Below are 14,428 nucleotides of genomic sequence, written 5' to 3'. Positions count from 1 at the left end.
GTCGTTAACACCATGCTCGAATTGCGCCATCTGTCGAAGTCCTATGCCAATGCCCGGCCCGTCCTGGCGAACCTTTCCTGCCGCTTCCATGCGGGAGAGTTCATCGCCATCATGGGCGACTCGGGCGTGGGCAAGTCGACCCTGCTGAACCTGATCGCCGGTCTCGATACGCCCGATGCGGACGCCGAAGCCCACCCTATCCTGGTGGACGGCATCGCCATGTCCAGCCTCGATGACGCCGCCGCGACCCGGCTGCGTCGCGCCCGCATGGGTTTCATTTTCCAGGCTTTTCACGTCTTGCCGCACCTGACCCTGCTGCAAAACGTGGCCCTGCCGCTGCTGCTCAACGGCCTGCCCCAGGAGCGTGCCGCCAGCATGCTCGAGGCGGTGGGACTGGGCGGACGCGGCGGCGACTTTCCGCAGCAGCTGTCCGGCGGCGAAATGCAGCGCGTGGCCATCGCCCGCGCGCTCGTGCACAAGCCGGCGCTGGTGCTGGCAGACGAGCCGACCGGCAACCTCGATCCGGACACGGCGCACAGCATCCTGCAATTGCTGCGCGCCGAGATCAAGGCCAACGGCAGTTGCGCCATCATGGTCACGCACTCGCTGGCCGCCGCCGAAATGGCGGACAGGACCATGATACTGACGCCGAGCGGATTACAAAATACAACAATCGTCAACCGAATTGATCAAACAATCAGTTAATTTAACTGACCATCTGTCACAAGTTTTGTTATCGTAGTATTATTGAAAACACTTGCCTGGTTATCAATGTTTAACGCGAATCGTGTCACGTCACCGAGACAGCCGTACTGCGATGACGAACTATAGCCGGGGCCGCATAACGTGGTCTCGTCCCTTGCATAACCTGAAGGAGGAGTAAATGAACGTTCGGCAAAAGAAGCTGGAAATGATTGAAGCGATGAACCGGGCGCGCGCGCTCGAACCATCGAGTTTTGTGCCCAACAAGCTGCTCGATACCCTGATCGAGAAGATGAATCTCAAAAATGATGCGGAACTGTGCCGTGTACTCGAGGTCCAGCCCCCCATCATCAGCAAGATTCGGCACGGCAAATTATCGGTCGGTGCAACGATTTTATTGCGCATGCATGAAAAATCGGACATCACCATCCGCGAACTGAAGGAGCTATCGGCCACCCCGGTACATTGACACACCGGCTGTCGTATTGCCATGCCAGGCACCCAGGTCCCCGGCGCCATGAACTTTTGCCATAAAATTCGCGCAGTTCGCTCACCGCAGAGCACCCGAGCACAATAGCGAAGAGACCCAGCCCAAACCTTGCTGTCCGTTTCTGCCGCCACCCGCTCCAGTCCCCTCCAGCTCGCCTGCAGTCCCGTCGCACGCCAGAATTCCCGCCCTCGCTTGATCTGACGCAACACGCATTCCCGCCTCCCGTATCAAGGTCAGCTTTTAAGCCACCATCCCGACAGCATGTCCAGCGACCCGCCCGCGCCGCCCGAATTGCGTCTGACGCTGACGCGCGATTGTCCCGCCGATGCCGGCGACGGCCCCGTCGCGCCCGGCTGGAACGGCGAAACCTACGTGCTGTCCGCTGCGCGCGGCATCGGCAGCAACCGCGTCACGCTCGACCTCGGCCCCGCCGACGTGGTGGAACTGCTGCTGTGCGATGGCAGCTCGCTGCTGGCCAGCAGCGCCGACCTGCCGCGCTACCTGGGTCCGGCCACGCAGCCGCGCGACGGCGCGCCGGCCGCCATCGACGTGGGGCTGGCCCTGCGGCCGCAAGCCGTGCGCGCGCCGCCCGGCGCCAGCCGCGACGGCCTGGGCGCCTGGATGCTGCGGGCCTTGCGCGTCTACCGTGGCGGCGCGGGCGCCATGACGGCGCTGGCAGCGGCCGGCGCCTTCCAGGACCGCCAGCTCGAGCAGCGCCTGGGCCTGTACCGCTGCGGCATCGACGGCGCCATGACGGCCGTCCCCAGCCTGCCCGCCGGGCCGGAACCCGTGCTGCTGCTGTTGCATGGCACGGCGTCGTCCACGCAGCGCAGCTTTGGCGGCCTGTGGCGCAACGGCCTGGCGCCGCAGCTGGCGGCGCAGTATGGCAACCGCATCTACGGCTACGAACACCGCAGCCTCAGCGAAAGCCCGATCCAGAACGCGCTGGCCCTCGTGCGCCAGCTGCCGCACGGCGCCGTGCTGCACCTGCTGACTCACTCGCGCGGGGGCCTCGTGGGCGAACTGCTGGCGCGGGCGCAGCGCATCGACAGCCGCGGCGCCGTCGACCTGGCCAGCGACGGCCTGGGCCGCCTGAGCGAGAACACGGTGGGCGGCGAAGCGTTCAACAGCCACGACATCGACCACTTCACGGCCCAGTCGCAGCTGTGCGGGCGCGCTGCTGACGCCGACGACGCGGCGCGCCTGCGCGAACTGAGCGTGGAGCTGAAGGCGCGCGCCATCCGCGTCGCCCGTTTCGTGCGCGTGGCCTGTCCCGCGCGCGGCACCACCCTGATGTCGGGCCGCCTGGACCGCTGGGCCAGCGTGATGTTCAACCTGCTGCTGCACGGCGCCGATCCCGCGCCGCCGGCCGGGGCGCCCGATGGCGCGGCGGCCTTCCTGCTGGCCGTGGTGCGGCAGCGCTGCGATGCGCGCATCCTGCCCGGCCTCGAAGCGATGATGCCCGACTCGCCGCTGGTGGCCCTGCTCAACGCGCCCGACGTGCGCGTGGCCAGTCCCCTGCACGTGCTGGCCGGCGCCAGCAGCGGCGAGAGCCTGCTGGGCTGGCTGGGCGACTGCCTCGGCGAGCTTTTCTATGGCGGCCAGAACGACCTGGTGGTCAATTGCGCCGCGATGGCGGGCGGCGCCATGCGCAGCACGCCCGTGCGGCAACTGCTGCTGCGCGGGCCGCAGGTGCACCACCTGAACTACTTCGAGCGCCCCCCTTCCGGCACGGCCGCGCTGCAGGCGCTGGCCGGCGACGACGCAGCCTATGAGCCGCTGCCCGGCCTGGAACACGGCATGCTGGCGCGCGGCGGCGAAGTGCCGAAACGGCGCGCGCAGGCGCCCATCGCGCTGCTGCTGCCCGACATCATGGGCAGCCACCTGCAGGTGGGCAGCAACCGCATCTGGTTCGACCCCGTCAACCTGGTCGAGGGCCGCATCGAGCGCCTGGCCGTGGGGCAGCCGCACATCGTCAGCGCCGGCTGGCTCGAATCGTGCTATGAGCCGTTCGCCCGGTTTCTCGCGCAAAGCCAGGAAGTGCGCCCCTTTACCTATGACTGGCGCCTCTCGCTGCAGGATAGCAGCGCCGCCTTCCTGCCGGTGCTCGACGACGCCATGCGCGACGCCGAACAGCGCGGCCAGCCGCTGCGCATCGTCGCCCACGGCATGGGCGGACTGGTGGCGCGGCTGGCCCTGAAGGACCGCTGGCAGCGCTTTGGCGCCATCGCCGGCAGCCGCCTGCTGCAGGTGGGCACGCCCAACCGGGGCACGCAGGCCATGGTGCAGGTGCTGCTGGGGCGCGATCCGCTGGTGCGGATGCTGGCCAGCTGGATAGGCTGGAAGCACACGCGGCGCCAGTTCCTCGGCTTCGTGCGCGACTTTCCCGGCGTGCTGGAGATGCTGCCCTGGCCGGCCGCCCACGCTGCGCCGGGCGGCATCGATTATTTCGACCCGGACGCCTGGACGCGGCTGGCCGACGGCGACCGGCGATCCGGCCTGCCCGGCGGCTGGCATGCGCCGGCGCCCGCGGCCCTGCAGGCGGCACGCGCCACCGTGGCATTGCTGGCCGCCGCGCCGCCCGACGCGCGCCACTGCAGCTACCTGGCCGGCTGCGCCGACACGCCCGTCGCGCTGCGCCTGCGCGACGGCGGCATCGACGTGGCCTGGTCGGCGGACGGCGATGGCCGCACGGCGTGGGACGGCGCCGTTCCGGACGGCGTGCGCGCCTGGTACATGCCGGCCGCGCACGGCGACCTGCTGCTGCAAAAGGCGTCGTATCCAGCCATCGCGCAACTGCTCGACAGCGGCAGCAGCGCCCAGCTGGCCAGGCGCCCGCCGCATCCGCCGGGCGGCGTGCCGCCCCGCTTCCGCCCGCAGCTCGCCGACGTGCCGCCGCTGTATCCGCAGCCGCAGGAGCTGCTCGACGCGGCCGTCGGCGCGGCGCCTGCCGCCCTGGCGCCGGAAGGAGCGCCGGCGCGCCTGGGCATTTCCGTCATCCACGGCAGCATGGCCTCGGCCGACGCGCCCGTCATGAGCGGCTGCTATGCCTATGAATCGCTGCGCGGCAGCATGAGCTTTCTCGACCGCCTGCTGGCGGGCCGGCTGCAGGAAATCCACGCGCTGGGGCGCTTCCCGCAACGTCCCGACGAGGCGCTGGTGGTGCTGCAGCCGGACGCGGCGCGCCGGCCCGGCGGCGCCATCATCATCGGCCTGGGCGCGCTGGGCGAACTGACGCCGGGCGAACTGGCGCGCGCGTTTGCCGGCGGCCTGCTCGAATACGCGTGCGTCTGCATGCAGGTGCACGCCGCCGGTCATGTCGCCACGCCGCCGATGGGCGAACACGGCTTGCGCGTGGCCAGCCTGCTGTCCGGCTCCGGCTATGGCGGCTTGAGCATCGCCCTGTGCGCGCGCGCCCTGATCGACGGCGCGCGCAGCGCCAACCGGCGCCTGGAAGACGCGGGCATGGCCTGCCGCATCGGCCATATCGCCATCTATGAACAGTCCGAGGCGCGCGCCATCGCCGCCGCCATGACCATCGAACAGATCATGGCCGAGGCGCGCTACCAGGGCAGCTTCACGTACGAACGGCGCATCCGCCACAGCCCCGGCGGCTACCGGCGCATCCTGCCCAGCCTGAGCGGCGACAACGGCTGGCGCCGCGTGCAGATCGTCGCCGCGGATCTCTCGGGCGCCCTGCGCTTCACGCTGTTGACGGACCGCGCCCACAACAGCGTCGATGAAGAACCGAACCAGCGGCAAGCCGTCGATGGCCTGATCATGGACGCCACCGACAACACCACCGACCAGCCGGGCCTGTCGCGCGCCCTGTATGAACTGATGCTGCCCAATGGCCTGAAAGCGGCCATTCCCGAGATGCGCGGGCTGATCCTGGCCGTCGACCAGAGCGCCGCCATCTACCCTTGGGAGCTGATGCGCGACGAGGCGGGCAGCGAGGAAAGCCCGCTGTCGACGCGCATCGGCATGGTGCGCCAGCTGGCCAGCCTGCGCGAGCAGCCGTCCGCCACCAGCCCGCCCGGCAACAGCGTGCTGGTGATCGGCGACACCGATTCCGGCTTGCCCGAACTGCCCGGCGCGCAAGCCGAGGCGCAGGACGTGGCGCGCATGTTCGGCGCGTACGGCTACCAGGTGCGCGAACTGCTGCGCCCGCAGGCGCAGCGCGTGCTGGTGCACCTGTTCGACGAGCTTTATTTCGCCATCCATCTGGCCGGCCACGGCGAAGTGGCCGGCCCCGGCATCGCGCATACGGGCCTGGTGCTGGGACCAAAGACGCGGCTGACGGCGGCGCAGGTGAGCAAGCTCAAACGCGTGCCGCACTTCGTCTTCATCAATTGCTGCCACCTGGGCGACATGCGCCCGGACGCCATCGCGCCTTGGTCGAAACTGGCCGCCAGCCTGGCCACGGCCTTCATCGACATGGGCGCGCAGGCGGTCATCGCGGCCGGCTGGCGCATCGACGACCAGGCGGCCAGCATCTTCGCGCACAGCTTTTATCACGCCATGCTGAGCGGCGAATATTTCGGCGACGCCGTGCGCCTGGCGCGCGAGGCCACGTACGTGCAATTCCCCGCCTCGAACACCTGGGGCGCCTACCAGGCGTATGGCGATGACCGCTACCGCTTTCCGAATACGCAAAGCCGGCCCTGGCAAGCGCCCGATTACCACTACCATGGCCACCTGCTGGCCGACCTGGAAACCCTGCACGCCCGCCTGGCGGGCGCCGATGCGGCGCGCCGCGCGGCCATCGAGGAGAAACTGGCCAGCATCGAGGACGCCGTGCGCGCGCGCTTCTTCGGCTGCGCCGACATCCGCGAAAACATGGCAGCCACGCGCGCCGGCCTCGGTGGAATCGACAACACCCTGCGCGCCATCGAACACTACCGGGCGGCGCACAGCGCGGCCGACGGCAAGGTGCCCCTGCGCGCGCTGGCGCACTGGGCGGAACTGGAAATACGCCAGGGCGCGGCCCTGTGCGGCCTTGACGCGGGCGCGGGCATCGAAGTGCCCGCCGTGCCGGACGCGGCGCAGGGGCGCCAATTGATGCAGGACGGCAAGCAGCATATCGACCTGCTGATCGCACTGGCGCCGACGGCGCAGCGCCTGGCCCTGCTGGGCCGCTACTGGGCCTTGCAGGCGCGCCTGGCCTGCAGCGAAGGCCAATCCGGCGCGCCGGCCCTGCGCGCCATGACGGACGCCTGCCTGGCAGCGCTGGAGGAAGCGCGGCGGCGCAGCGGCGCAGCCGACTGCCACCTGATTTTCCAGCTACTGGCGGGCGCGCTGCTGCTCAAGGCCCATGGCGACGACAGCGCCTGGCAGGCGCTGCACCCGCAACTGGGCGACCTGCTGCACGACGCCCTCGCCTATGCGCGCCAGCGCCACGCGGACGAACACCGCGCCATCGACGCCGGCGCCCCCGTGCGCGCCGCCCTGCTGGCGGCCCTGTGGCAGGTGCCCGACGGCCAGCCCTTCGACGCGCCGGCGCGCGCCGCCTTCCTGGCGCTGTACCACGACGCCGTGCGGCGCCACGGCAGCATCGGCGAACCCGAAGCGATCACCGTGCCCCTGCGCTTCATGCTCGACCTGCTGCCGCCGGACGGCGCGCAAACCGGCTTGCGCAGCGCCGCGCTGGCGCTGGCCGGCCAGCTGCAGGCACCGCTGCCCGGCAGTCGCCTGAACAATCTCAGCCCGGCACCACCCCGTAATGACGCGCGTAACGCTCGTCCAGATTCGCCAGCGGCATCATCATGAACATGTCGGCGCTTTCAAAATCGGGGTCCCAGGCCGGTTCGCCGCAAATCCATGCGCCCGAACGCAGATAGCCCTTGATCAGCGGCGGCACTTGCGGTTTGTGCGCCGCCTCCACCTGGTGGATGGGGAAAGGCAGGTGCGGCGTGACGCGGTACTCGCTTGGGGCCAGGTGCTTTTCGGCCAGCGCCTGGTACACGGCGACGGCATTGTGGCCGCCGTCGGCCAGGCTGATACTGGCGCAGCCCACCAGGTAGTCGCAGCGTTCGCGGCGCATGTATTCGGCCAGACCCGACCACAGCAGCATGATCACGCTGCCGCCCCGGTACTTGGGATGGATGCAGGCGCGCCCCGCTTCGACCATGCGTCCGCGCAGGTTGTTCAGGCGGCTCAGGTCGAACTCGTTTTCCGAATACAGGCGGCCGATCTTGGCGGCCTTGGCCGCGCTGAGCACGCGGTAGGTGCCCACCACTTTCAGGGTATCGGCATCGCGCACGATCAGATGATCGCAATGCTCGTCGAATTCATCGCTGTCGAGGCCATCGGCATTGGCCAGCGAGCTCAATCCCATGGTCTCGATAAACACCTTGTAACGCAGACGCTGCACTTCACGCAGTTCCGCAGCTGTAGTGGCCTGGCTCAGCACCAGTTGGACCGGCCGGGACTTGGCTTCGTTTGAGGCGGTTAGGTTTTGCATGGTTTCATCCCCCTGTGATCAAGACGACTCCAGCGTACTTGCCTAATATGTCAGGAAAATGACAGCCGAATGTCATTTCCATGACGCAAGTCAATACCATGCGGGGATCATGCAGAATTACCACACTCGTCCCGCAAGAAGGCAGGATGAAAACCAGGAAGCCCCGCACGCCGGTGCCGCTGCCCCCTGGTGTACTTAAAGCGTGATGCCGGGAGTGTAGTCGACGAAAGCATCGTGGCGGCAGAAGCCCACCAGCTTCATGCCCGCCTGCGTGGCGATGGAAATGGCCAGCGAACTGGGGGCCGATATCGTCGCCAGCAGGGGAATCCGCATGCGCGCCGCCTTGCGCGCCAGCTCGTAGCTGCCGCGGCTGGACAGGAACACGAAGCCGCGCCGCAGGTCGACATCATGCAGCGCGAGATGGCCGATCAGCTTGTCGAGGCCGTTGTGCCGGCCGATATCCTCGCACACCCGCACGATATCGCCGTCGGGCGTGCACCAGGCAGCCGCATGCACGCCGCCCGTTTCGCGCATCAGCGCCTGGTGTTCGCGCAAACCGCTGGCGGCGCGCGCCAGCGCGGCCGGCAGGTCGACGCGGATCAGGGAAGGCGGCAGCGCTTCCGGATGCAGGTCGAGCATATCGATGCTGTCGATGCCGCACACGCCGCAGCCCGTGCGGCCCGTGAGCGCGCGGCGGCGGTCCTTCAGGCGCACGAAATCCTCCTGGGCGATGCTCAAGGACACTTCGGCCGAATCGGGACGCAGCAACACTTCGCAGTCGAAGATGGCGGCAGCCGATGCCACCACGCCTTCCGTCAGCGCGAAGCCGTAGGCGAACGCTTCCAGGTCGCGCGGCGTGGCCATCATGACAACGTGGGAAATGCCATTGAAGACCAGCGCGACGGGGATTTCCTCGGCAACGTGGTCGATGGCGGCAGTGGATTCGCCGCCGCAGTGGCGGACAATGGCGCGCTCGACGAAGCCGGCGCGTTCGATCTCTGTTTCTTCTGACATGGCAACCATGGGGGAACTAGTACAGCCCCCATGGTAAACCAGAATGGGCAAGCAGGCGGCAGTCCGCGCGGAACCGCCCTGCCCGCGCCATCAATCCTTCTTCGGACGGCCCGTTTTCAGCTGCGGCAGGCCGGCCAGCACATTTTGCAGCGTCGCCAGGTCGATCTGGCTGATCAGCGCCACGCCGATGCGCAGCAATTCGCTTTTCTTGATCTCGAAACCGGCTTTCAGGCAGGCCTTCTTGACCTGGCCCAGGACTTCATACTCGGCTTCCGGCATGGTGAAGCTGTCGCGCACCAGTTTCGGCTTGCGCGCCTTTTCCTTGACGGCGGCGACCTTGGCGGCCGGCGCTTTTTTCGCTGGCGCAGGCTTGGCGGCGGCTTTGGCCACCGGTTTGACGGCGGTTTTCGCTGCCGGCTTGGCAGCGGGCTTTGCAGCAACCTTGGCCGCTGGCTTGGCAACGGCTTTTACTGCCGTCTTGGCGGCCGGCTTGGCAGCGGCCTTGGCGACAGGTTTGGCCACGACGGCCTTGGCCGCCGGCTTGGCGGCAGGCGCCTTGGCGGCGGCGGGCTTGGCGGCCACAGGTTTAGCAGCGGCCGGTTTGGCGGCCACTGGCTTGACGGCGGCCTTGGCCACCGGCTTGGCTGCAGGCTTGACGGCAGCAGGCTTGGCGGCAGGCGCGGCCTTGGCGGCGGCCGCATTGATCGAGGCGCTGGTCGGGAACATCGATACGGGCGCGCTGTCTGCTTTTTTGGCGGGTACGGTTTTGGTCATGGATTTTCCAATCTAACAAATAATATAAACAATATATACTGTTTTTAAAAACCTTGCTTGCTGTATATCAAACTTCAGCAATCTTGCCTTCCGCTCACGCGCTGGCGCGTATCGTGAAATCGACTCCGACCTCATCCCAGAATTCCTGCTCCTTCTCGATCCAGAACGACACGGTGGGATGGTGCGCCACCCAGCCGCGCTTGATGTCGAGTTCGATGCGGCTCTTCATGCGCAGGCGCAGTTCGCTGAAATCGGCCTCGATGCGCGCATGCATGAGCAGAATCGACAGGCGCAGCGCCAGCACGGCCTTGGCGAAATCGGGGTCGGACAGCACTTCGCCGATCTTGCGCAAGTTGCCCTTCTGCGCCAGGATCAGCCGGCTCATGGTCTTCTGTTCGCGCGTGGTAAAACCGGGCAAATCCGCGTTTTCCACGATATAGGCCGCATGCTTGTGGTAGCCCGTCTGCGACACGACCAGGCCCACCTCGTGCAGGAAACTGCTCCAGCGCAGGCATTTCACCAGGGCGTCGGACGTGGGCCGGAGCTGCGCATACATGGCCAGCGCCTGCTCCGCCACCCGCCCTGCGCGCTGCTGGTCGATATGGAATTTGTCCATGCAGCCCTGCACCGACTGTTCGCGTCGATCGCGCTTGGTCGAGCGCAGATACAAATCCCACATCACGCCCATGCGCAAGCCCGCCTCGATCGGCGTCATGGCGGGAATGTCGAGCTCGCGGAACAGGCCGATCAGGATGGCCAGGCCGCCGACAATGGTGCTGGCGCGGTCGGGCCGCAGGCCCGGCATGTCGATGCGGCTGGTGTGACCGAGTTCGATGAAGCGCCGCGCCAGCGCGTCGAGACTGACGCTGGTGAGCAGGCCGTCGCCAAGCTTGTTGCGGGCGATGATGTCGGCAATCGTGCGGATGGTGCCGGACGAACCGTAGGCCGTCTTCCAGTGCTGCGGATGGTACGGCGGCGCGGCATCCTCGAAATGGCTGCGCGCCGACAGGATGGCCGCCTCGAACGACGGCGCGTCAATGCGCCCGCCGATAAAAAAGGACAGGCTTTGCTTGACCGTGCCCAGGCTGAACGACTCCACGCGCTCGATATCCTGGCCGCGCCCCAGTATCAGCTCCGTCGAGCCGCCGCCGATATCCATCACCAGGCGGCGCTCGCCCGGAATCGCCAGGGAATTGGCCACGCCCATGTAGATCAGGCGCCCCTCTTCCTCGCCCGAGATGATTTCGATCGGGTAGCCGATGGCTTGCTCGGCCAGCGGCAGGAAAACGGCGCCGTTGCGCGCCACGCGCATGGCCGACGTGGCCACCACGCGCACGGCTTCGAGTTCGAAACCTGCCAGGATGGCGCGAAAGCGCTGCAGGCACGCCAGCGCGCCCTGCATGGCCGCCTCGGTCAGGTCGCCATTGGCGTCCAGGCCGGCGGCCAGGCGTATCGGGTCGCGCACGCTCTTGACCACGCGGATCGTGTCGCCATCATGCTTGCCGACGTGTAAACGAAAACTGTTGGACCCCAGGTCCACCGCTGCATACATACTGGCCTCTTGTCTTGTCATTACTGTGCCAACTGAAAAAGTTGGCAAATTCAGTTGCTAAACTATATAAATCATTTAAACGATTTAAAAATCCTACCACACTACCCTCATCGTATGACAGCGGCGTGACAGGATTGTGACAAAACGGCAGCCGTGCGGCGGCTTATGGGACGATGGTGGTAAATAAATACACGGCAAAAATCACCAGGTGGACCGTCCCCTGCATGACGGTGGTGCGGCCCGTGCCCAGCGACAGGGTGGCCACCATCAGCGACAGCAGCAGCAGCACCGTCGACTTGATATCGAGTCCCAGCGTGATCGTCAGGCCCGTGGCCAGCGACACCACCACCACGGCGGGTATCGTCAGGCCGATGCTGGCCAGGGCGGAACCGAGCGCCAGGTTCAAACTCGTTTGCAGGCGGTTGGCGCGGGCGGCGCGCACGGCGGCCAGGCCTTCGGGCAGCAGCACGATGGCGGCGATGACGATACCGACCAGAGTCTTAGGCGCGCCCATGGCGGCAATCGCCGTCTCCAGCGCGGGCGCCAGCGACTTGGCCAGCAGCACCACGGCGCCCAGGCACACCAGCAGCGCAGCGGCGCTGACCCAGGCGACGGTGGGCGTGGGCGGCGCCGCATGCACCTCTTCGTCGCCGACGGCTTCCTTGGGCAGGAAGTAGTCGCGGTGGCGCACCGTCTGCACCAGCACGAAGGTGCCGTACAGTACCAGCGAGATGACGGCGATGAAGATCAGCTGGCTGGAGTTGTAGTATGGCCCGGCGGCGCTCGACGTGTAGTTCGGCAGCACCAAGGTCAGGATGGCGATGGCGGCCAGGGTGGCCAGCGATGCGCTCACGCCCAGCAGGCCGAAGGTCTGCTCGCGGTGGCGCCCGGCGCCCAGCAGCAGGCAGATGCCGACGATGCCGTTGAGGATGATCATGATGGCGGCAAACACGGTGTCGCGCGCCAGGCCCGTCGTCTCCGGCCCGCCGGCCAGCATCAGCGAGACGATCAGCGCCACCTCGATCAGGGTCACGGCCAGCGCCAGCACCAGGGTGCCGTACGGTTCGCCGATGCGGTGCGCCACCACTTCCGCGTGGTACACGGCGGCCAGCACGCTGCCGATCAGGCCTGCGACCAGCAGGATCTGGTAAAAGCCGCCGACATTGAAGGTGGAACCGAACAGGAACAGCCAGCCGGCAAGCGGGGCGGCAAGCGGCCATACAGGCAGGGATTTGAGCATTTTCATTATGGGCCTGGCAAGAGTAAAAAAGGGGAACTGCGGTGCGGACGGCAAGAGGGGCCTAGCGTGCACCCGATAGCATAACTTGCTTAGCTTAAATGAAAGTTAGGGAGCGCACACGTCCGGGTGCCGGCGCCCCGCACCTCGGCCACCTTACTGCAGCGCACCTGCTATCTGCCAGCAACTATAGTCCCTTTGGTAACATGCCGTTGCAATTTTCTTGTCTTTTTACTTCCTGCTGCCTTCATACTGCAGGGCACGCCTTCCCGGCATCGAGCAAGGACAAACCATGATTTCAGTAAATAACGCAGCCATGCGCGCCGGAATAGCCCTCTTCGCAGGCAGCCTGTTCTGTGCCGCAGCATACGCGGACACGCCGCCAGCGCGCGAAGCGCAGCTTGATGCGAACTGGGCCACCCCACCCGCGCCTGCCGCAGAGGCACGGTGGCAAGACAGCCTGCCGCCCGCGCCGCCCGTGGCGCCACGCGAAGAAAAGATACTGCCCAGGAGCGAATGGCTCACCGTCGAGCCGGTGAAGGCGCCGGACCGGCGCTGCGATCCGGGCCTCGACGCCCTGTTCCTGCCCAAGGAATGCGGCAAGGAACCGAGTTGGCTGGGCTCGCGCAAGAAATAATCCGTTTTATCAATCCGGTTTAGATATCGAGGGTGCTGGCGCCCTGCGCCTCCACCACCCTGTTGCGGCCCGCCAGCTTGGCCGCCTGCAGCGCCTCGTCGGCCCGCTTGAACAGGCTGACGGTGCTGTCCTCGGCGCGGATGGTGGTCACGCCCAGGCTGGCCGTCAGCTGCAGCACGGCGCGCTCCGTCTTGACGGGCAGCGCCTCGACGGCGGCGCGGATACGCTCGGCCACCATCAGCGCATCGGCCAGGGTCGTGCGCGGCAGCTGGATGGCGAATTCGGCGCCGCCCAGGCGGCCCATCAGGTCGCTGTCGCGCAATTGCTGGCGGCAGGTGTCGACGATGGTTTTGAGCACGGCGTCGCCGACCGGATGGCCGTAGCTGTCGTTGACGCGCTTGAAATGGTCGATATTGAGCACCACCAGCGCCGTCGGCAAACCAGGCCGGCGCGCCAGCGCCATCCACGGCGCCAGCGCCTGGTAAAAGCCGCGCCGGTTCGGCACGCCCGTGGCAGCGTCGACCACTTCCAGGCGCGCCAGCTCACTGCCCAGCTTTTCGCGCGACAGCAGCAGATAGCCGAAGGCGTTCGTCAGCATCATCAGGTACAGCGCGCCAAAGCCGGCCAGCTGCATCAGTTCCGCATCGAAACCGGGCACGCTGGCGGCCAGCACGCCGCGCGCGGCGATCAGCAGCGACAAGATGCCCATGCTGACGACGAGAAAGCGGCGCAGCATGCTCGCCTCGCGCCATTTCAGGCACAGCGCGGCCACGCCGGCCAGGAAGAAGCCGGCCACGATCAGCGAGCCGCCGGCGCTGCGCAGCAGCGGCGCCACGTCGAACAGGTAGCAGGCGGCAAACAGCGCCACCGACAAGCCCAGCGCCGGCAAGACATAACGGCGCCAGCCGCTGCGCCCGGCCGCCTGCCACAGCGCGCCCGCATCGAGGGCCATGCCGGCAAACAGCAGGCTGTTGCCGAGCAGGATGGAGAGGAAATCGGGCAGCACGCCGCGGAAATACAGCAGACACCAGGCCACGGCCTGGCATTGCTTGGCCACCGCCCAGGTGGACATGCTGAGCGACTTCTTGCGCTCGTATTCGAAGAAGAACAGGGCCGCGCACAGGCTGAGGTTGCCAAGCGCCAGGGCCAGGACCAGGGTCTTGATATCCATGGGCTACGCTATCGCTGCGCCAGCGCGGCGCAGCCTGTCAGATTTCGTGTTCGACATTGGTGCTGCCGTCGCCGACCTTGCTGGCCCAGGCCTGCACGAAGTACTGCTTCTCCGCTTCGCTGGGGGCTTCATGCCAGAAAACGATGAGGGTACCCTTGTGATCGTGGATTTGCGCCACTTTTTCGATGAAGCCGAAATTGGCGGCCTGGTCGGCCAGTGCCGCCGCGTAGCCATACACGCGCGTCAGCCGCTCGATGCGGTCAGGCTCCGTGAAACTATTCGTGGCCGTGATGATGGGGTGATCCAAAAACATGCTTGTCTCCATGGTGCCCGACTGCGCGGCCGTGCCGCCGCGTGCCGTAAACTGCCTAGCGCTGCTCCGGCTTGC

Annotated in this window: 11 protein-coding genes; 4 read left to right on the top strand and 7 right to left on the bottom strand. The window is 67.0% G+C overall.

Annotation, left to right across the window (positions count from 1 at the left end):
- The first annotated feature begins 12 nt into the window (after nucleotides 1-12).
- The 3 genes from BXA07_RS19915 to BXA07_RS19905 all read left to right on the top strand — a co-directional run bounded on the left by BXA07_RS19915 (nucleotide 13) and on the right by BXA07_RS19905 (nucleotide 6,961).
- Nucleotides 13-705: an ABC transporter ATP-binding protein gene (locus tag BXA07_RS19915; RefSeq protein ID WP_076570177.1), complete on the top strand. Its 693-nt coding sequence runs from the start codon at nucleotides 13-15 to the stop codon at nucleotides 703-705.
- A gap of 178 nt (nucleotides 706-883) precedes the next feature.
- Nucleotides 884-1,171, top strand: a complete 288-nt coding sequence (locus BXA07_RS19910; protein ID WP_034786045.1) for a hypothetical protein — start codon at nucleotides 884-886, stop codon at nucleotides 1,169-1,171.
- 282 nt (nucleotides 1,172-1,453) lie between these two features.
- Nucleotides 1,454-6,961, top strand: a complete 5,508-nt coding sequence (locus BXA07_RS19905; protein ID WP_076570175.1) for a DUF7379 domain-containing protein — start codon at nucleotides 1,454-1,456, stop codon at nucleotides 6,959-6,961.
- Here the strand turns inward: BXA07_RS19905 and BXA07_RS19900 are convergent.
- The 5 genes from BXA07_RS19900 to BXA07_RS19880 form a co-directional block, all read right to left on the bottom strand.
- Nucleotides 6,894-7,655, bottom strand: a complete 762-nt coding sequence (locus BXA07_RS19900) for a GNAT family N-acetyltransferase (protein WP_076570173.1) — start codon at nucleotides 7,653-7,655, stop codon at nucleotides 6,894-6,896. The two genes, BXA07_RS19905 and BXA07_RS19900, sit on opposite strands and share 68 nt — an antisense overlap.
- 195 nt (nucleotides 7,656-7,850) lie before the next feature.
- Nucleotides 7,851-8,669 (bottom strand): formate dehydrogenase accessory sulfurtransferase FdhD, encoded by an 819-nt coding sequence (gene fdhD, locus BXA07_RS19895; RefSeq protein ID WP_076570295.1) that lies wholly within the window; start codon nucleotides 8,667-8,669, stop codon nucleotides 7,851-7,853.
- 90 nt (nucleotides 8,670-8,759) lie between these two features.
- Complete coding sequence (locus BXA07_RS30855) at nucleotides 8,760-9,443, bottom strand: hypothetical protein (protein WP_076570172.1); 684 nt, start codon at nucleotides 9,441-9,443, stop codon at nucleotides 8,760-8,762.
- 94 nt (nucleotides 9,444-9,537) lie between these two features.
- The gene (locus BXA07_RS19885) at nucleotides 9,538-10,995 is read right to left on the bottom strand and encodes a Ppx/GppA phosphatase family protein (RefSeq protein ID WP_076570170.1); all 1,458 of its coding nucleotides are present in this window, start codon (nucleotides 10,993-10,995) and stop codon (nucleotides 9,538-9,540) included.
- A 163-nt stretch (nucleotides 10,996-11,158) separates the two neighbouring features.
- Nucleotides 11,159-12,241, bottom strand: a complete 1,083-nt coding sequence (locus BXA07_RS19880; protein WP_076570169.1) for a calcium:cation antiporter — start codon at nucleotides 12,239-12,241, stop codon at nucleotides 11,159-11,161.
- 283 nt (nucleotides 12,242-12,524) lie between these two features.
- Between BXA07_RS19880 and BXA07_RS19875 the strand changes: the two genes are divergently transcribed.
- Complete coding sequence (locus BXA07_RS19875) at nucleotides 12,525-12,869, top strand: hypothetical protein (protein ID WP_139335664.1); 345 nt, start codon at nucleotides 12,525-12,527, stop codon at nucleotides 12,867-12,869.
- Between the two features lie 19 nt (nucleotides 12,870-12,888).
- On the opposite strand, the gene BXA07_RS19870 is transcribed toward BXA07_RS19875, so the two are convergent.
- Both BXA07_RS19870 and BXA07_RS19865 read right to left on the bottom strand, forming a co-directional pair.
- The gene (locus BXA07_RS19870; protein ID WP_076570165.1) at nucleotides 12,889-14,040 is read right to left on the bottom strand and encodes a GGDEF domain-containing protein; all 1,152 of its coding nucleotides are present in this window, start codon (nucleotides 14,038-14,040) and stop codon (nucleotides 12,889-12,891) included.
- Nucleotides 14,041-14,077: 37 nt separating this feature from the next.
- On the bottom strand, nucleotides 14,078-14,353 hold the full coding sequence (locus tag BXA07_RS19865; RefSeq protein WP_076570163.1) for a hypothetical protein: 276 nt from the start codon (nucleotides 14,351-14,353) through the stop codon (nucleotides 14,078-14,080).
- Between the last annotated feature and the right edge of the window lie 75 nt (nucleotides 14,354-14,428).

Source organism: Janthinobacterium sp. TND4EL3 (assembly GCF_900156175.1).
In the GTDB taxonomy this organism is placed as follows: domain Bacteria; phylum Pseudomonadota; class Gammaproteobacteria; order Burkholderiales; family Burkholderiaceae_D; genus Janthinobacterium.
This window is presented reverse-complemented; position numbering and strand designations above follow the sequence as displayed.